The 25,631-nt window shown below is 61.0% G+C and carries 23 protein-coding genes; 14 read left to right on the top strand and 9 right to left on the bottom strand.

The genetic code is table 11. The annotated features are described in order from the left end of the window. Window positions 1-168 precede the first annotated feature (168 nt). Entirely contained in the window at window positions 169-1,422 is a 1,254-nt protein-coding gene (locus ACTG36_RS15275) for an MFS transporter (protein ID WP_375281823.1), read from the top strand. Here ACTG36_RS15275 and ACTG36_RS15280 read toward each other — a convergent pair. The 3 genes from ACTG36_RS15280 to cysS form a co-directional block, all read right to left on the bottom strand. Continuing rightward, window positions 1,419-2,228, bottom strand: coding sequence for a squalene/phytoene synthase family protein (locus ACTG36_RS15280; protein ID WP_375281824.1), 810 nt, complete (start codon window positions 2,226-2,228; stop codon window positions 1,419-1,421). The two genes, ACTG36_RS15275 and ACTG36_RS15280, sit on opposite strands and share 4 nt — an antisense overlap. Next, a complete protein-coding gene (gene cimA / locus ACTG36_RS15285; RefSeq protein ID WP_375281825.1) occupies window positions 2,225-3,856 on the bottom strand; it encodes a citramalate synthase in 1,632 nt (543 codons plus the stop codon). Before cimA ends, ACTG36_RS15280 begins: the two co-directional genes overlap by 4 nt. 99 nt (window positions 3,857-3,955) lie before the next feature. After that, window positions 3,956-5,326, bottom strand: coding sequence for a cysteine--tRNA ligase (gene cysS / locus ACTG36_RS15290; protein ID WP_375281826.1), 1,371 nt, complete (start codon window positions 5,324-5,326; stop codon window positions 3,956-3,958). Window positions 5,327-5,532: 206 nt separating this feature from the next. On the opposite strand from cysS, the gene ACTG36_RS15295 reads away from it, so the two are divergent. Continuing rightward, entirely contained in the window at window positions 5,533-5,877 is a 345-nt protein-coding gene (locus ACTG36_RS15295; RefSeq protein ID WP_375281827.1) for an MmcQ/YjbR family DNA-binding protein, read from the top strand. 117 nt (window positions 5,878-5,994) lie between these two features. Here ACTG36_RS15295 and ACTG36_RS15300 read toward each other — a convergent pair whose 3' ends face one another. Together ACTG36_RS15300 and ACTG36_RS15305 are read right to left on the bottom strand one after the other, a co-directional pair. Next, complete coding sequence (locus ACTG36_RS15300; protein ID WP_375281828.1) at window positions 5,995-6,354, bottom strand: VOC family protein; 360 nt, start codon at window positions 6,352-6,354, stop codon at window positions 5,995-5,997. Next, complete coding sequence (locus ACTG36_RS15305; protein WP_375281829.1) at window positions 6,354-6,485, bottom strand: hypothetical protein; 132 nt, start codon at window positions 6,483-6,485, stop codon at window positions 6,354-6,356. The genes ACTG36_RS15300 and ACTG36_RS15305 overlap by 1 nt, the downstream gene beginning before the upstream one ends. A 90-nt stretch (window positions 6,486-6,575) precedes the next feature. Here ACTG36_RS15305 and soxR point away from each other — a divergent pair, with 90 nt between their 5' ends. From soxR to ACTG36_RS15320, 3 genes are all read left to right on the top strand, one after another. Beyond that, window positions 6,576-7,010 (top strand): redox-sensitive transcriptional activator SoxR, encoded by a 435-nt coding sequence (gene soxR / locus ACTG36_RS15310; RefSeq protein WP_375281830.1) that lies wholly within the window; start codon window positions 6,576-6,578, stop codon window positions 7,008-7,010. Between the two features lie 31 nt (window positions 7,011-7,041). Then, window positions 7,042-8,214, top strand: a complete 1,173-nt coding sequence (locus tag ACTG36_RS15315) for a pyridoxal phosphate-dependent aminotransferase (protein ID WP_375281831.1) — start codon at window positions 7,042-7,044, stop codon at window positions 8,212-8,214. 169 nt (window positions 8,215-8,383) lie between these two features. Next, entirely contained in the window at window positions 8,384-9,196 is an 813-nt protein-coding gene (locus tag ACTG36_RS15320) for an isocitrate lyase/PEP mutase family protein (RefSeq protein ID WP_439142828.1), read from the top strand. Between the two features lie 83 nt (window positions 9,197-9,279). Here the strand turns inward: ACTG36_RS15320 and ACTG36_RS15325 are convergent, their stop codons facing one another. Further along, window positions 9,280-9,882, bottom strand: a complete 603-nt coding sequence (locus ACTG36_RS15325; RefSeq protein WP_439142830.1) for an outer membrane protein — start codon at window positions 9,880-9,882, stop codon at window positions 9,280-9,282. 458 nt (window positions 9,883-10,340) lie between these two features. Here ACTG36_RS15325 and ACTG36_RS15330 point away from each other — a divergent pair, with 458 nt between their 5' ends. Next, window positions 10,341-11,927 (top strand): trimethylamine methyltransferase family protein, encoded by a 1,587-nt coding sequence (locus ACTG36_RS15330; protein WP_375281834.1) that lies wholly within the window; start codon window positions 10,341-10,343, stop codon window positions 11,925-11,927. A gap of 278 nt (window positions 11,928-12,205) precedes the next feature. Here ACTG36_RS15330 and ACTG36_RS15335 read toward each other — a convergent pair whose 3' ends face one another. Next, on the bottom strand, window positions 12,206-13,300 hold the full coding sequence (locus ACTG36_RS15335; RefSeq protein WP_375281835.1) for an anhydro-N-acetylmuramic acid kinase: 1,095 nt from the start codon (window positions 13,298-13,300) through the stop codon (window positions 12,206-12,208). Window positions 13,301-13,359: 59 nt separating this feature from the next. On the opposite strand from ACTG36_RS15335, the gene tyrS reads away from it, so the two are divergent. From tyrS to ACTG36_RS15370, 7 genes are all read left to right on the top strand, one after another. Continuing rightward, window positions 13,360-14,607 (top strand): tyrosine--tRNA ligase, encoded by a 1,248-nt coding sequence (gene tyrS / locus ACTG36_RS15340; protein WP_375281836.1) that lies wholly within the window; start codon window positions 13,360-13,362, stop codon window positions 14,605-14,607. Window positions 14,608-14,754: 147 nt separating this feature from the next. Continuing rightward, complete coding sequence (locus ACTG36_RS15345; protein WP_375281837.1) at window positions 14,755-15,546, top strand: GNAT family N-acetyltransferase; 792 nt, start codon at window positions 14,755-14,757, stop codon at window positions 15,544-15,546. A 243-nt stretch (window positions 15,547-15,789) separates the two neighbouring features. Continuing rightward, complete coding sequence (locus tag ACTG36_RS15350) at window positions 15,790-16,209, top strand: Fur family transcriptional regulator (RefSeq protein WP_375281838.1); 420 nt, start codon at window positions 15,790-15,792, stop codon at window positions 16,207-16,209. Beyond that, window positions 16,202-16,903 (top strand): NYN domain-containing protein, encoded by a 702-nt coding sequence (locus ACTG36_RS15355; RefSeq protein WP_375281839.1) that lies wholly within the window; start codon window positions 16,202-16,204, stop codon window positions 16,901-16,903. The genes ACTG36_RS15350 and ACTG36_RS15355 overlap by 8 nt, the downstream gene beginning before the upstream one ends. Continuing rightward, a complete protein-coding gene (locus tag ACTG36_RS15360; RefSeq protein WP_375281840.1) occupies window positions 16,903-17,793 on the top strand; it encodes a DMT family transporter in 891 nt (296 codons plus the stop codon). The genes ACTG36_RS15355 and ACTG36_RS15360 overlap by 1 nt, the downstream gene beginning before the upstream one ends. 51 nt (window positions 17,794-17,844) lie before the next feature. Next, window positions 17,845-19,119 (top strand): phosphopyruvate hydratase, encoded by a 1,275-nt coding sequence (gene eno, locus ACTG36_RS15365; RefSeq protein WP_375281841.1) that lies wholly within the window; start codon window positions 17,845-17,847, stop codon window positions 19,117-19,119. Then, window positions 19,116-19,745 (top strand): DUF7002 family protein, encoded by a 630-nt coding sequence (locus ACTG36_RS15370; protein ID WP_375281842.1) that lies wholly within the window; start codon window positions 19,116-19,118, stop codon window positions 19,743-19,745. The genes eno and ACTG36_RS15370 overlap by 4 nt, the downstream gene beginning before the upstream one ends. Here ACTG36_RS15370 and ACTG36_RS15375 read toward each other — a convergent pair. Then, entirely contained in the window at window positions 19,736-20,800 is a 1,065-nt protein-coding gene (locus ACTG36_RS15375; RefSeq protein ID WP_375281843.1) for an NAD(P)/FAD-dependent oxidoreductase, read from the bottom strand. The genes ACTG36_RS15370 and ACTG36_RS15375 overlap by 10 nt on opposite strands. A gap of 47 nt (window positions 20,801-20,847) precedes the next feature. On the opposite strand from ACTG36_RS15375, the gene ACTG36_RS15380 reads away from it, so the two are divergent. Further along, a complete protein-coding gene (locus ACTG36_RS15380) occupies window positions 20,848-21,267 on the top strand; it encodes a cupin domain-containing protein (protein ID WP_375281844.1) in 420 nt (139 codons plus the stop codon). 445 nt (window positions 21,268-21,712) lie between these two features. On the opposite strand, the gene ACTG36_RS15385 is transcribed toward ACTG36_RS15380, so the two are convergent. Continuing rightward, window positions 21,713-25,378, bottom strand: a complete 3,666-nt coding sequence (locus ACTG36_RS15385) for a vitamin B12-dependent ribonucleotide reductase (RefSeq protein ID WP_375281863.1) — start codon at window positions 25,376-25,378, stop codon at window positions 21,713-21,715. Window positions 25,379-25,631: the final 253 nt, after the last annotated feature.

The following is a 25,631-nucleotide window of genomic DNA, read 5'->3' on the forward strand; positions in this document are numbered from 1 at the left end:
ACGGTGGATGCCCAAGGCACCCCGCTGTTTGACGCCACGGACGCCGAAGGCACGCCGCTGCCGCCCATGGGCCTGACCGAAGGCCGCGTGGCAGGCTCGTTCGCACATATCATTGATCGCGCCTAAACGGGCCTTGCCACCCCGCGACCTCAGGCGTAGCGATGTGACATGACCGATACAGCCCCCCCAATCGACGACACCCGCGCCAAGCGCAACGTGGCCGTTCTTGTCGCCGCCCAAGCCATCTTGGGCGCGCAGATGCCGATGATTTTTGTGGTGGGCGGTCTGGCTGGCAAACAGCTGGCGACCAACATCTGCTGGGCGACCCTGCCCATTTCGCTGATCATCTTCGGGTCCATGACCACCGCCCCGTGGCTGTCGCCCTTCATGCAGGCCTTTGGCCGCCGCGCGGGGTTCTACATCGGCGCTCTGGCCGGAGCGCTTGGGGCCGCCATTGCCGCCTATGGTCTTTATGTGGCGTCCTTCCCGATCTTGCTGATCGGATCCTATTTCACGGGCATCTATATGTCCGCCCAAGGGTTCTACCGCTTTGCCGCCACAGACACGGCGTCTGACGGGTTCAAGCCCAAGGCGATTTCCTATGTTATGGCGGGCGGTCTTTTGTCCGCCATCCTCGGGCCCCAGTTGAACAAACTGGTCGAAGGTCAATTTGCTGTGCCCTTCTTTGGCGTTTATCTGGCGGTCGTGGCGTTGAACCTTATCGGGATGCTGCTGTTTCTGGCGCTTGATCTGCCCAAGGGCAGCCGCAACACGCCCAAAGTGGCCAGCGCCACACCACCCCGCACACGCGGAGAGCTGTTGCGCGACCCTAATATCATCGTCGCCATAATCGTAGCCCTTGTGGCCTATTCGCTGATGAACCTGGTGATGACCTCGACCCCATTGGCCGTTGTCGGCGGTGGCTATAGCCTTGATAACGCGAACGATATCGTCTCAGCCCACGTTTTGGCCATGTTCGCGCCGAGCTTCTTCACGGGCCATCTGATCGCGCGCTTCGGCGTCAAAACCATCATGGCCACGGGCCTTGTGATCCTTGCTGCCGCAGGCCTTGCGGCGCTTGGGGGTGTTAGCCTTGCAGATGCGAACCAGCCGTCTCTCGTCAGCTTTTATGCAGCTCTGATCCTGCTGGGCCTCGGCTGGAACTTTGGGTTCATCGGCGCCACCACGTTGCTGACATCGTCACACGGCGCGCACGAGCGCGGCGTCGTTCAAGGCCTCAACGATATGGTGGTGTTTGGGTTGGTGACCATGGCGTCGCTGGCCTCAGGCGGGTTGATGAACTGCTCGGGCGGGGTGCCCATCGAAGGCTGGTCCGCCGTCAACATCGCCATGGCGCCGTTTTTGGCGCTGGCTGGTGGCGCGCTGATCTGGCTGGCCACACGGCCGCGCACAGTCGCCTAAAACGTCTGTCGCCACGTGCGCCACAGCAGGGACGCGCGGCGCATGAACGGGCTTTCGTCCAAGGCCCCATCTGCCACCGCCATGGGGGTGGCCGCCGCCGTTTTCAGCGTGCGTTCCGTCCGCCATCCAACGCGCAACACGTCCGCAAGGGGGGCATCAGTGCGGCCCTCCTTGCGTAAAACCCAACGCGCCGTCTGCACATCCCGCAACGCCGCCTGCGCCTGAAGCCTCACACCCTCGACCGTTCCGCTGACCAGCGGCACGCGGCCCCGCGCCTCAAGCTCAGGGATGGCGCGAAACCAGTTCGCAACGCCCACACCAAACCCGTATTGCTTGACTGACAATTCAAGCGGTTGAGGCCACGTGGCCTGCGGATCAGGCGCTTTACCGGCCCCGCACAAACGCACGGCAGTCCAAAGCAGATCACCAGACGTGGCGTTGATATACTCTTCAAAATGGGTCTGGTCCTCGAAGGCGTCCTTATAGACATCCCAGCGCCGCGCCGCGACCAGACCATCCAAGGTCCGCGCAGCTTCGGCATCCAGAACCTCCGCCAAAGCATCGACCACCTCGTGCCGGCGCACGGCCCCGCCGGTGGCGATCTCCTCCAACGCATCGCGCCACCATTGCAGGCGCATCTCGGCGATCATCGGCTCCTCCGTCACCCAAGGGGCGCGGCTGACTTCGACGTTAAAGGCATAAAGCGGAAACAACACACGACGGGCCGCCACAGGGGCCGCCATGGTTGCCAAAAACCGGTCAGGGTCGGCGCGTTCGACGATGGCAGCGCAGGCCTCGAAACTCACGCGGATGTCCCCTCGCGCGCCCCATCGCGGACCAGTTTCCAGCGGATCGCATCCAGCAGCGCCTCAAATGACGCATCCACGATGTTGGCCGACACACCCACGGTCGACCATGTGCGGCCCTGCGCGTCCTCACTGTCGATGATGACCCGCGTCACGGCCTCCGTGCCGCCATTGGTGATCCGCACCTTGAAATCGGTCAGCCGGATGTCATCCACATGATCCGCATAGCGCCCCAAATCCTTCATCAAAGCACGGCTGAGCGCGTTGACAGGGCCACGGTCGGACCCATCGGGGCCAAGGCTTTCGGACACGCTGAGCTTCTTTTCACCGTCGACCTTCACGACAACAACAGCCTCGGACAGGGACACCACTTCGTTGCGTTTGTTGCGGCGCCTCTCGATGGAAACACGGTAGCGTTTGACCTCGAAAAACGTGGGCATCAGGCCCAGCTCTTCGCGGGCCAAAACCTCAAACGAGGCCTGCGCTGTGTCATAGGAATAGCCCGCAGCCTCGCGGTCTTTCACCCGATCCAGAATGCGTTGCAAGGCTCGATCACCCTTGGCGACCTGCAGGCCCATGCCCTCCAGCCTCTCGCGCAGGTTGCTTTGGCCCGCTTGGTTGGACATGGGGATAATGCGCGCATTGCCAACCAGCGCGGGGTCGATGTGTTCATAGGTCGTGGGGTCTTTGGCGATAGCGCTGGCATGCAGCCCTGCCTTATGGGCAAAGGCCGATGCTCCCACGAAGGCGGCCTGTTTGTGCGGCACACGGTTCAGGATTTCATCCAGCCGCCGCGACGCCGCCCGCAGCCCGCGCAGGGCCTCCGGCGTCACGCCCGTTTCAAACTGGCTGGCGTAGGGCTCTTTCAACAGCAAGGTGGGGATCAGTGTGGTCAGGTTCGCATTCCCGCACCGCTCCCCCAACCCGTTGAGCGTCCCTTGGATGTGCCGCGCCCCCGCTGCGACGGCCACAAGCGCATTGGCCACCGCATTTTCGGTGTCATTGTGGGTGTGGATGCCGATGTGATCGCCAGGAACACCCGCTTCGATCAGTGCTTTGACACCGGCGCGCACATCATGGGGCAGCGCCCCCCCGTTGGTGTCGCACAACACGACCCAGCGTGCGCCAGCGTCATAGGCGGCCTTCGCGGCCTCAAGCGTATAGGCGCGGTTCGACTTCAGCCCATCAAAGTAATGTTCCGCATCAAAAAGCGCTTCACGCCCCTGCGACAAGATATGCGCAACCGACGCGCGGATAGTCTCCACATTCTCATCCAGCGAAATGCCCAGCGCCGTTTTCACATGAAAATCATGGGTCTTACCCACCAGACAGACCGCAGGCGTGCCCGCATTCATCACCGCCGCCAAAACATCGTCATTCTCAGCCGACCGCCCGGCCCGTTTGGTCATGCCAAAGGCGGTCATGGTGGCGCGGGTCGTGGGCGCGGCCTCAAAGAACTCACTGTCCGTGGGGTTGGCCCCGGGCCAGCCGCCTTCGATGTAATCGACGCCCAACTCATCCAAAAGGGCGGCCACCGCCTGTTTTTCGCCGGTCGAAAACTGCACCCCTTGGGTCTGTTGGCCATCGCGCAGGGTGGTGTCGTAAATATAAAGCCGCTCTTTACCCACGCGCCCACTCCCGTTTCTCTGGTTCCAAAATACCTCCGCCGGAGGCCGCCAAAATTCGCAGAATTTTGGCCCCCGCCCGCAGCATGCGCTGATCGCAGATCATAAGATGCCCTTCATCTTCTCAAGATTGAAAATCGGGGTAGGCTCGAGATCAACGGTCTCTTTGCTCATCCTGACTTCTAGTCCAGCCTCAACCAACTTCGCCTTGAAATCATCAAGGGCAGAAAAGTCTTTTGTTTCCATCGCTTCAGACCGAAGGTCCTTAAGGTGGGCCACGTAGCGCATAAAGTCGAAGTCCTTCGGGGCGGCCCAGTCCGGTGCTGCGTCTCCCATCAGGCCCAAGAATTGCAGACTGTGACGCAACCCAACAACATCCTCTGTGACAGAAAGCTGATGCAACCGTGTCAATGCTTCTGATGTGTTGAGGTCATCTGAAAGGGCTTCGATCATGGCACCATCTGGGGCGTGCCGCCCGACCGCTTGCACCGCCTGCCCATACCACTTGCGCAACGTCTTCTCCGCCTCAACCCGCTTCTTCTCTGTCCAATCCATTGGCTTGCGGTAATGCGTGGACAGCATCACGAACCGGATCACCTCGCCCGGCACGCCCTGATCCAGCAGGTCGCGGACGGTAAAGAAATTGCCCAAGGATTTGGACATCTTTTTGCCCTCCACCTGCAGCATCTCGTTGTGCATCCAGACATTGGCCATGCGGTCGGTGTCATTGGCGCAGCAGCTTTGCGCGATCTCGTTTTCATGATGCGGGAACATCAGATCATTGCCGCCCCCATGAATGTCGAAGACCTCCCCCAACAGCGCCTTGGACATCGCGGAACACTCGATATGCCAGCCGGGCCGTCCTCTGCCCCAAGGACTGTCCCACCCAGGCGTCCCTTCGTCAGACGGCTTCCACAACACAAAATCCATCGGGTTGCGCTTATACGGGGCGACCTCAACCCGCGCACCGGCGATCATGTCATCCACCGTGCGCCCCGACAGCGCGCCATAGCCGTCTTTCCAACTGTCCACCGCAAACAACACATGCCCCTCGGCGACATAGGCATGCCCCTTGGCGATCAACCCCTCGATCATCTCCACCATCTGCGGAATATAGGCCGTGGCGCGCGGCATGTGGTCCGGCTCCAATGCGCCCACGGCCGCCATGTCATCCAGATACCACTGCGTCGTCTGAGCCGTGATCTCCCCAATCGAGCGCCCGCTTTCAGCCGCCCGCGCGTTGATCTTGTCGTCCACGTCGGTGAAATTGCGCACGTAAGTCACCGCATCGGCGCCATAGACATGGCGCAACAGACGGTTCAACACATCAAACACGATCACAGGGCGCGCATTGCCCAGATGGGCGCGGTCATAGACCGTCGGCCCACAGACATACATCCGCACGTCATCGGCCTTAATCGGCTGAAATTCCACCTTCTCGCGGACACGGGTGTTGTACAATTTGATCGTCATATCGGCCTCTCGACGCAGGTATCCCGCGCGGGCTTAGCAAGTTAACAGATCAGGTGAAACGTCAAAGAGCGGCCCGCGAGAATTCTCAGCAGGAAATAATAATGCAGCAAGGGATGCAGGTGCTCTTCATAGGCCCTGCCTAACCCGCCGCGCCGCGCAAATCAACGCCCTTGCCAAACCAGACGCGACTTGCGACCCTCAAAGGTATGACCCGTGAAACCGCCAATGGCCTCTGCGCCGCCCTGCCCGGCGCCATCCATGAAAACAGCTTTGGCCCCGGTCATGATGTCTGGAAAGTTGGCGGCAAGGTCTTCGCGACCATAGGCGTCAAAGGCGATGGCCTCGCCCTCAAATGCGCCTCGGTGGACGAAGCGCTCCACCTCGAAGACCTTTTTGGTTGGCCCAAAGCGCCCTATTTCCACCGCTCTTGGGTGCACGTCCCGCTGGATGCAGACGCCACCGAACTCGCCCACCGTATCGGGCTGTCCTACGCCACCATCCGTCAAAGCCTCACGAAAAAGGCACAGGCCGCCCTGCCGCCTGCACCCTAGTTTCGTTTTGCCCAAAATACTCTCGGGGTGAATGGCCGCAGGCCAGAGGGGCGGACAGCCCCTGCCCGCCCTCTCCCCAAATCCGTCCGCGTCCTTGGCCCACAGGTCCCGCAAACTTCAATCGTATTGCACGATCTCAATCTCCACGCCCTCCGACGACATGAAATAAAACCGGCGTCCCGGCTCGTAATCCGCATGATGATGCGACGTGAGGCCATAGGCCTTAACGCGGGCCAGAACCGCATCAAGGTCATCGACAACAACGCCTAGGTGATTGAACACGCCACCACTCCCCACGGCGGCCCCCGTTTCATAAATCGCAACATAGCTGCCAGCCTCGCCCACATGGCGCGAATACCTGTCCCAGTTGGTCGACGGCCCTTCCCAACGGACATGCCAGCCAAAGACCTCCTGTAGCATGGCCGCAAAACCGGCCCCGTCGGCCACGCTGATGTTCACATGCTCCAACCGCGCCATCACGCGTCCTCCGTTTTCATGACAAAACACCCTGCATCAAGGTCATGGCCCCAGCCAAGCCCTTGTTGCTCTAGGTGCCGGATGACCTCGGTAGGTAAGCAGTCTTTGCGGAATTTGATAAAGCGCGTCATGGTCTGTCTCCTTTACTGACTTGACGCCCACAGGTGTAATTTCTCAAGTTCACTTTAGATCAAGACCTTTTTTCGGAAGAGTTCAGAAACATGTCAGGCCTCACCATCGGGGATCTCGCGACGCGCACCGGCCTCGCGGTCTCCGCCATCCGGTTCTATGAAACTCACGGCATCGTCCACCCTGTGCGCAATGCAGGCGGGCACAGGCGTTACGGCGCCCATGATCTGCGGCGGCTGTCCTTTGCGATGATCGCCCAGCGACTGGGTTTGCCGCTGGCCGATATTGCCGCGCATATGGCCGATCTGCCCGTTCACAAAGCGCCCTCCAAATCCGACTGGGCCCGCATTTCCACCGCTATGCGCGCAGACCTCAACACCCGCATTGCCCAATTGGAACGCCTGCGCGACAGTCTTGACGGCTGCATCGGTTGCGGGTGTTTGTCCCTTGAAGCCTGCGCTCTCTATAATCCTGGCGATGCCCGTGCCGCCGAAGGTCCCGGCCCGCGCACTCTGATGACCCGTTGACACCGCCGCGCGCGCAAGGTCACGTGGCGCCATGAAACTCTCGCATCGCATCACACATCTGACCCCCTCCGGCTCTGACGGGTGGGAGGTTTTTTACAAGGCCCGGCGCATGAAAGCCGCCGGCCATGATATCACCGAACTCACCATCGGGGAGCATGACATCCGCACGGCCAAGCCCATACTGGACGCCATGCATGCAGCCGCCCTCACAGGCCACACGGGCTATGCCATGGTGCCGGGCACCGATGATCTGCGCGCCGCCGTGGCGGACCGTATCGCCGCGCGGACCGGCGTGCCGACCACGCCCGCCAACATCCTGATCACGCCGGGCGGGCAATCGGCCCTATTCGCCGCACACCATGCGGTGCTCGATGAGGGCGACACCGCGCTGTTCATTGACCCCTATTACGCGACCTACCCCGGCACGATCCGCGGCGTGGGCGGCGTGCCCCGCGCGGTTCCCGCCCACCCCGAAGCGGGCTTTCAGCCCCAAGCCGCCGACATCGACCAGCACGCGAACGATGCCAAAAGCCTGCTGATCAACAGCCCCAACAACCCCACCGGCGCCGTCTATTCCCGCGCCACCTTGGAGGGGATCGCCGCCAGCTGTCAGGCCCATGACCTCGCGCTGATTTCGGACGAAGTTTACGACACCCAAGTCTGGGACGGCACCCATATGAGCCCCCGCGCCTTGCCGGACATGGCCGACCGCACGCTTGTGGTGGGTTCCATGTCCAAAAGCCACGCGATGACCGGATCCCGCGTTGGGTGGGTCTGCGGCCCTGAGGATGCAATCAGCCATATGATCAATCTGGCCACCCATACGACCTATGGCGTGCCTGGCTACATTCAGGATGCCGCCCTCTTCGCCCTCAGCCAAGGCACCGCCCTTGAAACAGAGGTCGCGGCCCCCTTCAAACGCCGCCGCCAGATCACCGAAACCCTGCTGGCCACGCAGACCCTCGTCAAAGCCAGCCCGACCCAAGGGGCGATGTATGCCATGCTCGACATCCGAGGCACCGGCCTGTCGGGGCAGGATTTTGCCAATGCGCTGCTTGATCAACACCATATCGCCACCATGCCCGGCGAAAGCTTTGGGGCCGCGGGTGCGGGCCACATCCGTGTGGCCATGACCATTGACGACGACCGTTATCGGACCGCCCTACAAACTCTTCTCACCTTCGCCGCGACCCAAACCGCCTAAACCGGCACGCACGCCCGTATTCTTCTGATCCGAAAACTCCGGGGGGGGGGGGCCGACGGCCGGGGGCAGCGCCCCCAACCGGATCGGATGTGCGCAGCACATTCGATCCTAGATCACCACGCGGTCGGATTTGGCGCAGCCAAATTCGAAACCAATGAAAGGACTGCTTATGACCACCTTCCGTGACCTCCACCGCCCCGGCGATCCCTTCATTCTCGCCAATGCCTGGGACGCAGGCTCGGCCAAGATGCTGGCCGCCATGGGCGCGCAGGCCATCGCCACCAGTTCCGCAGCCCACGCTTTCACCCTCGGGCGTGCGGATGGCCTCGGGGTCACGCGGGATGAGGCACTGGCCCACGCGCAATCCATCGTGGCCGCCACCCCCCTACCGGTGCAAGGAGATTTCGAAAACGGCTGGGGCGATGATCCCGACACCGTAGCTGACACCGTCCGACTGGCCGCCGAGGCGGGCCTTGCGGGCATCTGCATCGAAGACATCCGCCTGCCGGGGTCCGAGGCATATGACGCGGATCTGGCCACCCAGCGCATCAAAGCCGCAGCCTCCGCTGCCCGCGCCCTGCCGCGCGATTTTGTCCTGACCGGCCGCGCGGACGGCATCATGACCGGCGCCTATGATATTGATGAGGCCATCTGCCGTCTTCAAGCGTTCGAGGCCGCAGGGGCCGATTGCCTTTATGCGCCGCTGCCCAAATCCATGGACGATGTGGCGCGCATTTGTGCCAGCGTGACGGCCCCCGTCAATGTGCTGGTGGCGGGGCCTGTCTATACCGCCCAAACCCGTACAGCCTTTGGTCAATTGGGTGCGGCACGCCTGTCGCTTGGGTCGGCGCTTGCGCGGGCCACCCACCGCGTCATCCACGACGCGGCCAACCAAATGTTCGGGGACGGGGATTTCTCGGCGCTGGGTCAGTCGATCAGCGGCGATACGGTCGACGCGCTTTTGGCCGCCAAGGGCCTGTGACAACCCGAAGACCGCCACACCAACAAAAGGCGCAGCAGGTTGCCCCGCTGCGCCGTCCTAGACTGGGTCTGACAGACCTGTCCTTAGAACTGGAACGACATCCGCAAGGATGCGGTTGTGGCCTCAAGGTCCAGACCGCTGTCGTCGAAGTTGTCGAACTCATGCTTGAGGACCTCACCACCCACGCGGATGCTGTCGGTCAACAGATAATCCATGCCGACACCGTAGAAGGCACCCGTGTCGTCGCCCTCAAGCGCGCCACCTGTGTTCAGCTGGGCCGCACCAGCCGTGACGTAGGGCATAAAATTGCCCGCGTCGTAACCTGCGCGCAGCTTGGCACGTGCCACGCTGTCGGCGTCCACACCACCGGCGGACACATCAAAGCCGGAGATTTCAAGCTCACCGCCCAGAACGAAGCTGCCAAAGTCATAGTCGTAACCGGCGTGCAAACCGTAGGTGGCACCATCCGCTTCGAAGTTGGCCGGGTCGGATTCCTCAGCTTCCGCATAACCAAGCGAGCCACCGGCGTAAAAGCCTGTCCAATCATTGCCCTGTGCCACCGGCACCACGGCCACGGGGGCAGGTGCAGGTGCGATTACCGGCTCTTCAAGGTTGCCCGCCAGTGCGGATGTGGCACCCAGTGCCAGTGCTGCGAAAGTGCCCGATGCAAGAAGTGCACGTGTCATGATATCTATCCTTTTGTCTTTCGACGCCTTTCAAGGGACGTCTTGTCGATTGACGTGGGCCATTGCCATTTAGGTCTGCCCACTTGTGACGTTCAAACGACAAAGCCTGCAGGTCGTTCCATCGAATTGGTAAAGATTTCCAAAATCAGCAGCCGCCCGCGCAACCGGCCCATATTTGCAAGCGAAACCGCGCCCACTTGGCCACGTCACAAGCTTGTGACTGATCCAAAGCGACAGCCGCTGCATCACGGTCCAATTGCGACATCGCGTCGCAATTGGGAAAGACGCCCCCACAAAATGCAGCGCAGTCTTGGGGCATGAAAGCCACGTTTCACCCCCTGACAACCCGGTTGCGGGTCTTGCACACCATCGGTGCGCGCCGGGGCCGTGCGGCACGGGGGCGCCCGACCGTCTGAGGACCAATTGATTTTCCCCTCAGACTGAAAGGCCCTTTTGCAATGTCACTTGATACCCCCCAAACCGACTCCGTTTCATCCCAGCGGCGCTCCAGCCGCTCAGGCGGGCGCGCGGCACGCCGTGCCGCCCGTGCGGCAAAGCTGTCCGACGATATACGCCCCATCCGCCCCGGCATGTCCGGTGGCGTCTATAAACCCCTGACAGAGGCCGACGTCGCCCGCATCCATGAAGCAGCCCTGACGGCCTTGGAAACGATCGGTCTGGCCGACGCGCCCCCCTCTGGCATCAAAATCATGACCGACGCCGGTGCCATTCTTGGGGATGACGGCCGCCTGCGTTATCCGCGCAGCTTGGTGGAGGACATGTTGGCCAAGGCCTGCAAGGACGTCACCTTAATGGGCCGCGATCCGCGCCATGATCTGGACCTCAGCGGGACGCGGGTCCACTACGGCACCGCAGGTGCTGCCGTCAGCATGGTTGATGTGGCCGGCAACGCCTACCGCGACAGCACCCTTCAGGATTTGCACGATGCGGCGCGGATCACCGATGTCCTCGACAATATTCACTTTTTGCAGCGCCCGATGGTGGCGCGGGATATCCTTGATAATCTTGAGATGGATTTGAACACCATCTACGCCTGTGCCGCGGGCACGACCAAACACATCGGCACCTCGTTCAGTGATCCGTCGCACATGCCCGAGTGTCTTGAGATGCTCTATATGATCGCAGGCGGCGAAGACGCCTACCGCGCCCGCCCCTTCATGAGCAATTCGAACTGTTTCGTGGTCCCGCCCATGAAATTCGCGACTGAAAGCTGTGAAACGATGGAGGCCTGCATCCGCGGCGGCATGCCTGTGTTGCTGCTGTCCGCCGGCATGTCCGGCGCCACTGCGCCCTCGACCACAGCGGGGGCCATTGTGCAGGCCGTGGCGGAATGTCTGGCAGGGGTGGTCTATGTGAACGCCATGGCGCCGGGCCATCCTGCGATCTTTGGCACTTGGCCCTTCGGGCTGGATCTGCGCACAGGGGCGATGACGGTCGGTTCGGGCGAACAGGCGCTTCTGACGGCGGGCTGCGCCCAGATGCACGCGTTTTACGGCTTGCCCGGTGGGGCCGCCGGTGGCGCATCCGACAGCAAAATGCCGGACATGCAGGCGGGCTGGGAACAAATGTGTTCGAATGTGATGGCCGGACTGTCGGGCTGCAACATGGTCTATGAGGCCGCAGGGATGCACGCATCGCTGTTGGGGTTTTGCCACGAAAGCCTGATTTTGGGCGACGATCTGATCGGTCAGGCCCAACGCTGCGTGCGCGGGATCGAGGTGGATGACGAAACTTTGGCGTTGGACCAGATGGCCGAGGTCTGTCTGGGCACCCCGGACAAACCCGCGCCGGGTCATTATCTTGGGACCGACCGCACGCTGAGCCATATGGAACGCGATTGCGTCTACCCCGCCTTGGGCAACCGGATGAGCCCCAAGGAATGGGCTGAAAACGACCGCCCTGTTCTCGTCGAGGGGGCGACAGCGCGCAAAGAGGCGATCTTGGCCACCCGGTCCGGGGCGCGGTTTGATGCGGCACTTGATGGCGCATTGCGCGCGCGGTTCAACATTCATCTGCCGGCCTGAGGAGCGATCTTCGATCGGCGCATGCTGCGGGCGGGGGGCGGGTTTTATTGGAAAAACCGCTGGCCTGCATGTCACCCCATGCGCGCATCATCAACCGCTCGCCTGAGCGATCTGTTGCTGTTAGGTATTTGAGAACCAGAGAAACAGAGGACTGCGCCCTCATCGAGGACGTGTGGCGGTTTTAAACGCCGCGTCGGGCGCGCCGTGTCAGATATCGCGCTGTCTTGTGTTTCTCTGGTTCAAAAATACCTAAATCAACAGCTGGTCCAGAAGCCGCGTCATGAGGGGCGCGACAGGGTTCCCCCGCCGATGGCTGCGGCCACTCCGGTGGTGCCGGGTGCGGAGGTCGCAAGGCCCTTGGCGGTGCGCACAGCCAGAAAGGCGAAGGCCTGCGCTTCTAGGAAATCACCATCGAACCCTGCGTCTTCAATCGGGTCGACCGGCACGTCACAGGCTTTGGCGATCATAGCCATCATAGTCGGATTGTGGCGTCCGCCACCGGCCACCAAGAGGCGGTCGGGCCCGCTGGGACAAAGCGACAGGGCCTCTGCCACAGACCGCGCACAGGCTGCTGTCAATGTTGCTGCAGCGTCTGCATCCGATAGGTCTGATACGGCCTCGGCCAAAGCCGCAAAGGCATCACGGTCCAGTGATTTGGGGGGCATTTGAAAGAAATAGGGATGGCGCAAGAAGGCCGCAACGATCCCGTCATCAACCTGACCTGTGGCAGCAAGCGCGCCGTCCTGATCTACGGCCAAGCCCCGACGGCGTTGCATTAGATCATTGATCGGGGCGTTGGCGGGTCCAGTATCAAAGGCCAGCAAGGCACCTTCGCTGTCTGGGTGGGGCAACGCGGGATCAATCCATGTCAGATTGCCCACGCCGCCCAAGTTCAACATCGCCAGCGGCCCATCGGCCTGCATTTTCTTGGCCAAGGCAAAGTGGTAGAACGGGGCGAGCGGCGCGCCCTGCCCGCCCATCATCACATCTGCAGACCGGAAATCCCAGACCACCGGTTTGCCCAAGGCTTGCGCCAGCGCAGCGCCGTCGCCCGCTTGGTGGGTGCCGCGTACGCCGGGCTCATGGGCCAGGGTTTGCCCGTGAAACCCCACCAGATCAGCATCCGGAAATTGGGCTGCGAGGTCGGCGTGCAGCGTGTCGATCAGCCCTGATACCTGCGCCACATCATCATCGTGCCACTTGCCTAATGCGGCGCGCAGAACCGCCCGTTCGCCGTCGGTGTAGGGGCGGTAGGCGGTGCCCAGAACCTCAAACACCTCATGCCCGTCGGTCACGATCTCGGCGGCGTCGATCCCGTCCAGCGATGTGCCTGACATCAGCCCGAGGGCGCGGACCCGATCCTGTTTCAACATGCTCTTTCCCTTACGCCTGCCAGCCCCTATAGACAGGACCAAACTAGCAGGACGACGCCATGACCTACCATCCCAAATCCGATTTCATCCGCATCATGATGGAGCGCGGCTTTCTGGCCGATTGCACGGATTATCAGGGGTTGGATGAGGCGTTTTCCAAAGGCGTCGTCCCAGCCTACATCGGCTTTGATGCGACAGCGAAATCGCTGCATGTGGGATCGCTGATCCAGATCATGATGTTGCGCTGGCTGCAAAAGACCGGCCACCAGCCCATCACTCTGATGGGCGGCGGGACCACCAAGGTGGGCGATCCGTCGTTTCGCGCCGATGAACGCCCCCTACTGACCCCTGCGATGATTGATGACAACATTGCGGGCATCAAACAGGTGTTTGCCAATTACATTGACTATAGCGGCGATGTTCCAGCGTTGATGCTGAACAATGCCGAATGGCTGGACGGTTTGAACTACCTCGATTTTCTGCGCGACATCGGCAAACATTTCAGCGTCAACCGGATGCTGAGCTTTGAATCGGTCAAGTCACGGCTGGACCGCGAACAAAGCCTCAGCTTTCTGGAATTCAACTATATGATCCTGCAAGCCTACGATTTTCTTGAACTCAACCGCCGCTACGGATGTCTGTTGCAGATGGGTGGGTCGGATCAATGGGGCAATATTGTCAACGGCATCGACCTCACACGTCGTGTGCTGGATCATGAGATTTACGGCCTGACGTCGCCGCTGCTGACCACGTCTGACGGCAAGAAGATGGGCAAGTCCCAGCAAGGCGCGATCTGGCTGAACCCTGATATGCTGTCCCCTTACGAATTCTGGCAGTTCTGGCGCAACACCACTGATGCGGATGTGGGGCGGTTCCTGAAACTCTACACCGAACTGCCGGTGGAGGAATGCGACCGGTTGGGCGCGCTTGAGGGGGCGGAGGTCAATGACGCCAAGATCGTGCTGGCCAATGAGGTGACGGCCCTGCTGCATGGCCGCGCGGCAGCCGAGGCTGCGGCGCAGACCGCGCGTGAGGTGTTCGAAAAGGGCGGCGTGGGCGATGACTTGCCCACCTTGACCTTGGCGGCAGGCGATGTGGGCGACGGGATTTCCATCGTCCAGTTGATCGTGAAATCCGGGCTGGCGGGCAGCGGCAAAGAGGCCAAGCGTCTGATTGCCGAAGGCGGCGCCAAGATGAACGACGCGGCTGTGACGGACACGGGCCTTGTGATTGCGCCTGCGGATTTGGCCACGCCCGTCAAGCTGAGCGCGGGCAAAAAGCGTCACGCGCTGGTGCAGCTAGGTTAAAAGCGTCAACAGACCGCCAGCGATCAGCGCCACGATTGCGGCCATAAGGGCGGCGGCGGGTAAGGTCAGACGGGGGGATGGAATGGGGGGCAGATGTTTCATCCGCCCATTAACCCTGTCTTAGGTAAAGGTGGCGTTAATGGGGGTATGACTGCCCTGCCCGCATTGCCTTTGCAACAATCGCCCCAGTTTGCCCGCGCTTTGACAGCCTTCGGGTCTGACGTGGTTTCAACCGCGCCCGTGGTTTTACAACGTCGGATCGGGACATGGGGCGGGATACGCTTTGCCAGCCGGATCAGGTCGGACGCGCTGACGCAGGCACCGCGGTTGATCAACGGCGAGGATGATGCGCCTGCCGCCTACCGCGCGGCGGGCTACCGCCAGATCATGACACCCGCCCATGTGGCGGAATGGGATTTGACGCAAACGGACCGGCGCGCGGCGATGCAGGGCAAATGGCGCAACCGGTTGGTCAAGGGGGAGGCCGCAGGCCTGCGGGTGCGCCAGACCTTTTGGGATGGACGGCCCCATTGGTTGTTTCATCAGGCCACAGCCCAAGCGCGTGCGCGGCGGTATCGGGACTACCCGTTTGCCTTGCTGGCGGCATATGCGGCCACCAATCCCAAGGATTCGCTGATGTTCGAAGCCTCGGCCAAGGGGCATCCTGTTGCGGCCTGTCTGGTGGTGTCACACGGCACGACCGCCACCTATATGACCGCGTTTTCAACACCTTTTGGGCGCGATCTGCAAGCGCCGCGGGTGGTATTGGATCATGCGGCGGGGCATCTGACGGACAGTGGCCACAGAATTTTTGATCTTGGGTTGGTGGAAACGGATCATACGCCGGGTCTTGCGCGGTTCAAACTGGGGACAGGCGCACGGTTGCGCGCCTTGGGCGGGACATGGATACGTCTGGGGCGGCGGCGTGTTACCGGCTGAGGGGAACGCGAAGTGGCAGATGTGCGCCTCCGGCGGAGGTATTTGGGAACCAGAGAATTCGAAGAGTCCCGGAAAACCTCCAGTGGAGGGTTTCAGGCGAAGAATGGTACGAGATCCGCCCAAGTTGCCCCTATTGGACGACCGGCGGCGTTAACCTTAATCTGGGGTAAAGACGGGGGCGCTCATGGCATTTTCAAAATTCAAGGCTGGCCCCGTTTGGGGCTTTGGCCTACACCCCAGCCCATGACCGATACGATCCTGTCCCGATGTGAGGCCCGTGGCCTGCGCCTGACCGACCAACGCCGCACTATTGCAGGCGTATTGGAGGATGCAGATGATCATCCTGATGTGGAAGAATTGTATGCCCGTGCCTCAGCCAAGGACCCGCGTATTTCATTGGCCACGGTCTACCGCACGGTCAAGTTGTTCGAGGAATCGGGCATTCTGGAAAAGCACGATTTTGGCGATGGACGCGCGCGGTATGAAACCGCAGGTGGGGATCATCATGACCATCTGATTGATTTGCAATCGGGTGAGGTGATCGAATTTATCGACGCGGAAATCGAAGCCTTGCAGGACCGGATTGCAGACAAGCTGGGGTATGACCTCAAAGGCCACCGGCTTGAACTTTACGGGGTCAAGAAAGGAGCCAAGAATGGCTGACGATCGCCCCCTTCTGGCCGTGTTGATCGACGCGGACAATGTACCTGCCAAACACGCCGAAGCGATCCTCAAAGAGGTCGCGCGCATTGGGGAACCTGCCCTGCGCCGCGTCTATGGCGACTGGTCGTCGGACATGCTGAAAGGCTGGTCCAAAATCATCCCGTCGTTGGGTTTGGTGGCGCGGCAGGAAACAGCAAACACGCGGCAAAAGAACGCTTCGGACATCGGGCTGGTGATTGATGCGATGGATATTCTGCACACGGCCAAATTCGACGGCTTTGTGCTGGTGTCATCGGACAGTGACTTTACCGCCTTGGCCAACCGTCTGCGTGAAGACGGGTTGAGCGTGATTGGTATCGGGGAGGCCAAGACGCCCGACAGCCTGCGCAACGTCTGCAACCGGTTTATCCTGATCGAAAACCTCGTTCAGGCCGATGTGAAAGAAGCTGTGCCCGAAAAGCAGAACAACAAACTGTCCGAGGCCTATGATCTGTTTGTTGAGGCTATGAACCGCATAGATGTGGAAGATGACTGGTACAATCTGGGCGGTGTTGGATCGATGATATTGGCCGCCCACCCCGATTTTGACCCCCGCAGTTATGGCCATGGCAAACTGAGCGGGCTGGCCAAAGCCCTCCGCGATATTGAGACAAAATCGAGCGGGAACAACCTGTTGGTGCGGTTGAAAGACTGATGGAAAACCTACGCGGCGCGGCGCTGATGACCGCCTCCATGTTGGGGTTCGCCATTGAGGATGCCTTGATCAAGGGGCTGTCGGGCACCGTGCCTGCAGGCCAGATCATCGCCTTCATCGGCTTGGGTGGCATCGTGGCTTTTGCCGGATGGTTGATTTGCACCGGACAGCCCGTGTTTGTGGCCGAACAACGCCGCCCCAAGGTGGTGTTGCGATCAGGGTTGGAGGCGCTTGGGTCGATTTTCTTTGTCTCATCGCTCGCCCTGATTGATCTGACACTGGCCTCCGCCATCATTCAGGCGACACCACTGGTCGTCGCTATGGGGGCCGCGCTGTTCTTGGGCCAACAGGTGGGCTGGCGGCGCTGGGTCGCTATTTTGATTGGCTTTGCCGGTGTCTTGCTGATCGTGAAACCGGGGGCGTCGGGGTTTGATCCGCTGGTCTTGCTGGCCATCATCGGGATGCTGGGCCTCGCCGCGCGCGATCTTGTGACGCGCAATCTGCAATCGAATATTTCTGGCCCGCATCTGAGCATCGCAGCCTTCATCGGCTTGGTGCCTGCGGGCCTGTTGTTGTGCGTGGTCTGGGGCCAAACGCTTGTCTGGCCCACGCCTTATGAATGGGCCGTCTTGGTGCTGTGCGTCTTTGTGGGCATGATCGCCTATCTGGCCATCATCGCGGCCACCCGTGCGGGCGATGCCGCGTTCATTTCATCCTTCCGCTACAGCCGCATGGTGTTTGCGCTGATCATCGGCGCGCTGTTTTTTGCGGAATTCCCCGATGCGCTGACCCTTTTGGGCGTCGCCATCGTGATTGCAGCGGGCCTTTTTACACTGCTGCGCGAAGCCCGCCTGCGCCGCCCTTCCCAAGCGTCAAAGGGCGCGCTATAGGGGCGGTGACAGACACGCTGTTTGCGCTAACAGACCACAGGAGTCCAAAACATGGCCACCATCATCGACATCCACGCCCGCGAAATCCTCGACAGTCGCGGCAACCCCACGGTCGAAGTCGACGTGACCCTAGAAGACGGCACGCTGGGCCGTGCGGCGGTGCCATCAGGTGCCTCGACCGGTGTCCACGAAGCGGTTGAAAAGCGCGACGGCGACAAATCCCGCTACAAAGGCAAAGGCGTGTTGCAGGCCGTGGCCGCCGTGAACGGCGAAATCGCCGAAGCGATCCTTGGCTTTGACGCGACCGAACAGGTCGCCATCGACATGGCCATGATCGAATTGGACGGGACCGACAACAAGGGCCGTCTGGGTGCCAACGCGATCCTCGGCGTGTCCATGGCCGTGGCCAAAGCCGCCGCAGACTTCACCGCGCAGCCCCTGTTCCGCTACATCGGCGGCACCGCCGCGCGCACCCTGCCCGTCCCGATGATGAACATCATCAACGGCGGCGAACATGCTGATAATCCTATCGATATTCAGGAATTCATGATCATGCCTGTGTCGGCCACATCCATCGCCGAAGCGGTGCGTATGGGGTCCGAGGTGTTCCACACTTTGAAGGGTGAGTTGTCCGCGGCAGGCCTGAGCACAGGCATCGGCGATGAAGGCGGTTTTGCCCCCGACATCAGCTCAACCCGTGCGGCCTTGGATTTCATCCTCAAGTCCATCGAAAAGGCGGGCTACACGCCGGGCGAAGACATCTATCTGGCCCTGGATTGCGCGGCGACGGAATACTACAAAGACGGCAAGTACGAGATGAAGGGCGAAGGCAAATCCCTGACGTCCGAGGAAAACGCGGCCTATTTGGCGGCCCTGTGCGACGACTATCCGATCATCTCCATCGAAGACGGCATGTCCGAGGACGATTGGGACGGCTGGAAGGCCCTGACCGACCGTCTGGGTGACAAAATCCAGCTGGTCGGTGACGATTTGTTCGTGACCAACCCTGCCCGCCTGTCCATGGGCATCGAACGCGGATCTGCCAATTCTATGTTGGTTAAGGTCAACCAGATCGGCACCTTGACCGAGACCTTGACCGCCGTCGACATGGCCCACCGCGCGCGCTTTACCAATGTGATGTCGCACCGGTCCGGTGAAACCGAAGACGCAACGATTGCGGACCTCGCCGTGGCCACAAACTGCGGCCAGATCAAGACCGGCTCACTGGCGCGGTCTGACCGGCTGGCGAAGTATAACCAGTTGATCCGTATCGAGGAAATGCTGGGTGAGACGGCTGTTTACGCAGGTCGTTCGATCCTGAAGTGACCGACAAAGACCTCGCCCGAGAATTTGCGAAGGCCGTGGGCGGCACGCTCGCCCACGTCACAGCTGCCGAAAACATCGACCTTATCGAAGCGACTGGGTTGCAACCCGCCGCGACGCTCGCGCAACGAGCGGGGGTCGAACTCGAAGCATCAGGTATTCGCAGAGATCGGCTTATCATCGGGGGGGCGCGGCTCAATCACCAGAGACCAATTTTACATGGTCTGACTGCCGCACACCGCATGCTCGATGGGCATTCCCCGGAAAGTTGGGCCCGACAGCTGGACGCACGTGTGTTTTTTTGGCCGAGGTCGCGTTTGGCACGGTTCAAGGCCTCGATTGATCGCGATTTGGATACGGCGACAATTTTGGTCGACGCCGAAACGCTCGCACTAAATCTAATGGATCATATCGACTTATGCGCGATCAATTCGGGCAATTTCACCCAAGGTGGTTCAAGTGTTAGGCGCGGTGACTGGATTTATCGACCTATGCGCGAGGGCCTCGGTTCGTTTCGAAGATATCGGATGCGCCGCGGCCTCGTCAAAAGACCGGATACGATCGGCGAAGTGTCGCTGCGGTGCGCGGTATCACCTTCTTTGCTGACCGCGTGCCTCGTCTACCCCTGAAACCGGTCTGGTCTGTAGGGCGCCACGAGATCGGTTTGGGCATTGATCGCCTGCCCCAAAACCTCTGCCGCCGTGACCTCGCCCACGATTGCGGCCAGTGTGACGCCCGAATGCATCACCGCCACATGCAGCCCCTTTGGGCCTGTGGCACCAATGACCGGCAAGCCGTCTTGCGGCACCGGCCGATAGGCCAGCGTGACCTCATCCCAGTCAGACACCCCGCCCCGGATCATCGGGCTGAGCCAGCCCATGACGCGGGCTGCGATGGCGTCCGGCGTCTCAACAACCTCGGAGGCATCATCGCCTTGGTGGTTGGCCACCGCAGAGGCTATCAGGCGCCCGTCTGGCAGCTGGCGGACCTCCCCATGGGGCGTCACGAGGATGGGTTTGATGCGGGCTGAGATGGGCTTGGTCGTCACCATCACGCCGGGCCGGGTCAACATGGGCAGGCGGACCCCGGCGGTTTGCAAAATATCCGGCGCGCCGCTTCCGGCGGCGATAACGACGCGGTCCGCTTCGACAGGCCCGATTGCGGTCGCGACGCCGCTCACCTCAGCATCGCCAAGGAGGCTGCTGACTTTGACCCCGCGCAAAACCTGCGCGCCGGATGCACGCAACAAGCGCTGCGCCACAGCGGCTGCGTCAGCAGCCGCCTCCGCCGGAAAGACCAGCAGATCATCGGGCAGGCCCAACAGGTCAGGTTGCGCTGCCTCCGCCGCTGCCTTGGACAGATATTCCACCGCATAATCATGGCCTTGCAGGTCGGACTTCATCCGATGCAAGGCCTGCCCCTGCGCCTCCCACCACCATGCACCACAAAGATCAATCGGCAGATCGGGGACCTCAGCCATCAGCCGTTGGTAGCTCAGCAGGCTTGCAGCGCGCAGGCGGTGATGGGCCGTATCAGCGTAAAAACTGGCGTTGATCCAGCCAAAGGATGCCGACGTGGCGGCAGGCAGTCCGCCGTCAATCACGACAACTTGGCCCCCCGCGCGGGTCAGATGCCAAGCGATGCTTGCACCTATGATACCCGCCCCGACCACGATGGTTTTCATGGGTGTCCCCCCTTGGGTCTTTGCCTGATCCAGCCTACCCTACCGCCATGACAGCACAAGAGATCATCGCCGCCCTGAACCTGTCCCCCCACCCCGAAGGCGGCCATTACCGCCAGACTTGGGTAGACACCTCCGCCACAGGCCGCCCACACGGCACCTGCATCTATTTCTTGCTGGAGGCTGGAAAACCCAGCCACTGGCACCGTGTGGATGCGGTGGAAATCTGGCACTACTACGCCGGTGCCCCGCTGCGTCTTAAACTGGCGGAAACTGATGCGGGGCCGAGGGCCGACATCCGCCTCGGCCCCGATCTTGCAGCAGGCGAACGTCCGCAAGGGATTGTCCCGAAAGACTGGTGGCAGGCGGCGGAAACCACCGGCGATTGGACACTGGTGGGCTGCACCGTCAGCCCCGGCTTCACTTTCGATGGGTTCGATCTGGCAGATCCGGGGTTCGATATCCTCTAGCGGGATCGAAGGCCCACGGATGTGCGCCTCCGGCGGAGGTATTTTGGAACCAGAGAGCTTGAGCCGTCCCGGAAAGCCTCCAGTGGAGGGTTACTGGCGAAAGCGGGCAGAGCCCAAGGCCGTCCCGCCCCCCCCCCATTCGTGTGCTCCATTCAAAGCGCGTTAACCTTAATGCCCCGCCTTATGGTCTGCGCACCCGCCTCGCTTCTTTGGTTCAAAAACATGCAAATCCGTCCGTTCGACCGGTCACCACCACACACCATTGAAACGCCAAAACGCGGGCTTGCCCGCGCGGGTCGGATTGGCGCAGCCAATTCGAAAGAAAAAAGGGAGGACCGAAGCCCTCCCGTTAGTCTCGCCATCTTGGCTCATTCTAGTGTACCGCCCGGTATTCTGCCTGCGGCCAAGACGTCCCCGCGCACCTTAACAGGTGCGCGGTGTTCGATCAGCTACACCCAGAGGTGCCGCCGCATGTGTTGCACTTCATGCAGGTGCCGTTGCGCACCAGCGTATAGTTGCCGCATTCGCCGCATGGATCGCCTTCGTAGCCTTGCATCTTCGCCTTATCGCGGGCGGACATGCTGACGGTGCCGGTGGATACGGCGGTCGCTTGTGCCATTCCGCCACCTGCGGCCACGGCTGGGGCCAGCGTATCCAATGCGACAGCGGCATCAGCGCCATCGGTGAAGGCCACAGCACCTGCGCCGCCTTGCAGGACGACCAACTCATTGGGGACGCGCTTGCGCAGATATCCGGTGGAGCTGATCTGCTTGAGGACCTCGAGGGACTTGGTGGCCGCGCTCTCGGATGGATCGGAGATGTTGCTCACGCCCTCTTCTTCACCACGGCCAAGGCTGTCGAAGGACGCGCCTTCGGGTTTGACGTGGGCCAGATCGGTCCGGTCGAGGTAGGACACAGCCAGTTCGCGGAAGATATAATCCAGGATCGACGTTGCATTCTTGATGCTGTCGTTGCCCTGAACCATGCCAGCCGGTTCGAACTTCGTGAAAGTGAAGGCATCCACGAACTCCTCCAGCGGGACACCGTATTGCAGGCCTACGGACACGGCGATGGCGAAGTTGTTCATCATCGCGCGGAAACCGGCACCTTCCTTGTGCATGTCGATGAAGATCTCACCAAGGTTGCCGTCCTCATATTCACCGGTGCGCAGGTAGACTTTGTGCCCACCAACGATGGCTTTTTGGGTGTAGCCCTTGCGGCGCTCAGGCATCTTTTCGCGGTGCGATTTGATGACCTCTTTGATGACGACCTTTTCGATGATCTTTTCGGCGATGACTTGCGCCTTTTCCATCGTGTTGCCGCTTTCAAGGATTTCAGCGGCCTCATCATCATCCTCGATCAGGGCAGCGGCCAGTGGCTGGGACAGTTTGGACCCGTCACGGTACAAGGCGTTCGCCTTGATCCCCATGGCCCAGCTGCGTTCATACGCCTTTTGGCAATCCGCGATCGTCGCATCGTTGGGCATGTTGATCGTCTTGGAGATCGCGCCGGAGATGAACGACTGTGCGGCGGCCATCATGTCGATGTGGCTGTTGACGGACAAGAAACGCTTGCCCTTTTTGCCGCAGGGGTTGGCGCAGTCGAAGACCACGTAGTGCTCTTCTTTCAGGTGCGGCGCACCCTCCAGCGTCATGGTGCCACAGACGTGGTCATTGGCGGCGTCCACATCGGCCTTGGAGAAGCCCAAGGATTTCAGCAGATCGAACGTCGGATCGTTCAGCTTTTCGGCAGGAATGCCGAGGACGTCTTTGCAGAAGTCTTCGCCCAGCGTCCACTGGTTGAACACAAACCGGATGTCGAAGGCGGATGGCAGGGCGGCTTCGATTTTATCAATCTCTGCCTGACCGAACCCGTGACCCACTAGCGATGTGTGGTTGATGCCCGGTGCGTTGCCCAAGGTGCCGTGGCCCACGGCGTAGGACACGATTTCCTCAGACTGGCTGGAGGAATAGCCCAGCTTGGCCAAGGCCGCAGGCACCGACTGGTTGATGATCTTGAAATAACCACCACCAGCGAGCTTTTTGAACTTCACCAATGCGAAGTCAGGCTCAATCCCTGTGGTGTCGCAATCCATGACAAGACCGATGGTGCCGGTGGGTGCAATCACCGTGGATTGAGCGTTGCGGTAGCCGTGCTGTTCACCAAGGCGCAGCGCCTCGTCCCATGTGGACATGGCGATGTCGATTAGGCGTGCCTCGGGGCAGTTGGCGTGGTCAAGGGCCACTGGTTTGATGTCCAGCGCCTCATAGCCTTCGGTCGCACCGTAGGCCGCGTTGCGGTGGTTGCGGATGACGCGCAGCATGTGGTCGGCGTTCTTCTTGTAGCCCGGGAACGGGCCCAGCTCACCCGCCATCTCAGCGGAGGTGGCGTAGGACACGCCGGTCATGATCGCGGTCAGCGCACCAGCCAAGGCGCGGCCTTCGTCGCTGTCATAACCCAGCCCCATGTTCATCAGCAGGCCGCCGATGTTGGCATAGCCCAGACCCAAGGTGCGGAAGTCATAGGACCGCTGGGCGATTTCTTTCGATGGGAACTGCGCCATCATGACGGAGATTTCCAGCGTGACCGTCCACAGACGGGAGGCGTGCATGTAGTCTTCGATTTGGAATTCGCCGTCTTTGTAGAACGTCAGCAGGTTCATGGACGCGAGGTTACAGGCCGTATCGTCTAGGAACATGTATTCCGAGCACGGGTTGGATCCGCGGATCGCACCATCGGCGGGGCATGTGTGCCACGCGTTGACCGTGTCGTGATACTGGATGCCCGGATCGGCACAGGCCCATGCGGCGTGGCCGACTTTTTCCCACAGGTCGCGGGCTTTGATCACCTTGGCGACCTCACCATTGCGGCGGTTGATCAGCTTCCAGTTTGCGTCCTCTTCGACGGCCTTGAGGAAGGCGTCTGTCACACGGATGGAGTTGTTGGAGTTCTGACCGGAGACAGAATTATAAGCCTCAGAATCCCAATCGGTGTCATAGGTCGGGAATTCGATCGATGTGTGGCCCTGCCGCGCATAATCCAGAACCCGCTTGACGTAAGTCTCTGGGATCATGACCTTTTTGGCTTCGCGAATGGCGTTTTTCAGCTGGACGTTCTTCTTGGGGTCATAGGCGTCGGCCTCTGCCCCGTCCCAGCTTTGGATCGCGCCAAAGATCAGGTTCAGCTTGGCTTCGTGCATTTTGGAGCCTGCGACGATGGACGCCACTTTCTGCTCTTCCAGCACCTTCCAGTTGATGAATTCTTCGATATCGGGGTGGTCGGCGTCAACGATGACCATCTTGGCCGCGCGGCGCGTGGTACCGCCGGATTTGATCGCGCCTGCTGCGCGGTCACCGATTTTCAGGAAACCCATCAGACCAGAGGATTTGCCGCCGCCGGACAAAGGCTCACCCTCACCGCGCAAGCTGGAGAAGTTGGTGCCCGTGCCGGAGCCGTATTTGAACAGACGCGCCTCACGCACCCACAAGTCCATGATGCCGCCGTCGTTGACCAGATCGTCGGCCACGGACTGGATAAAACACGCGTGCGGCTGGGGGTGTTCATAGGAGGACGTGGATTTCGTCAGTTTGCCGGTTTTGTAATCCACATAGTGGTGGCCCTGTGCGGGTCCGTCGATGCCGTAGGCCCAGTGCAGGCCGGTGTTGAACCACTGCGGGCTGTTGGGTGCGGCCCGCTGCGTGGCCAACATATAGCGCATTTCGTCAAAGTAGGTGCGGGCGTCTTCTTCGGTGGTGAAATAGCCACCTTTCCAGCCCCAGTACGTCCATGCGCCCGCCAACCGGTCAAACACCTGCTTGGCGGAGGTTTCGCCGTCCATCGTCGCACCTTCGGCGGGGACAGACCGCCACAGAAACTCTGGCACGTCCTTTTCTTTGACCTTCACCGTCTCGGAGGGAACGCCTGCTTTGCGAAAGTATTTCTGCGCAATAACATCGGAGGCCACTTGGCTCCACGCTTCGGGGATTTCGCAATCGTCGAGTTTGAACACAATCGTGCCGTCCGGGTTGCGGATCTCGGAGGTCGCGGATTTGAAGGCGACCTCTGCGTAGGCGTCTTGTCCGGATTTCGTGAAGTTGCGTTCAATTTTCATTGCGTCGTGCCCCTTAGTTAACCTGCCGTCGTTGCGGCGAATGATGTGTCCCGTACCCCAGCCCCGCGCGGGGGCCGCATATAAGCGCCGGATGGGGCGGCGATGGCGTGGGGCAATACGTCTCCGGCCTTCGAAACCGAAGGGGAGCAACGTCAGATCACCGGTTGGCGTGCTGATGTGTCGTAACCTGTCCCACGCTGGCCTCACCACTATATGTTGTGGCGTCTCATCCAGCCCGCACAACTTGACGCAA

The organism is Pseudooctadecabacter sp. (assembly GCF_965657175.1).
Lineage (GTDB): Bacteria > Pseudomonadota > Alphaproteobacteria > Rhodobacterales > Rhodobacteraceae > Octadecabacter.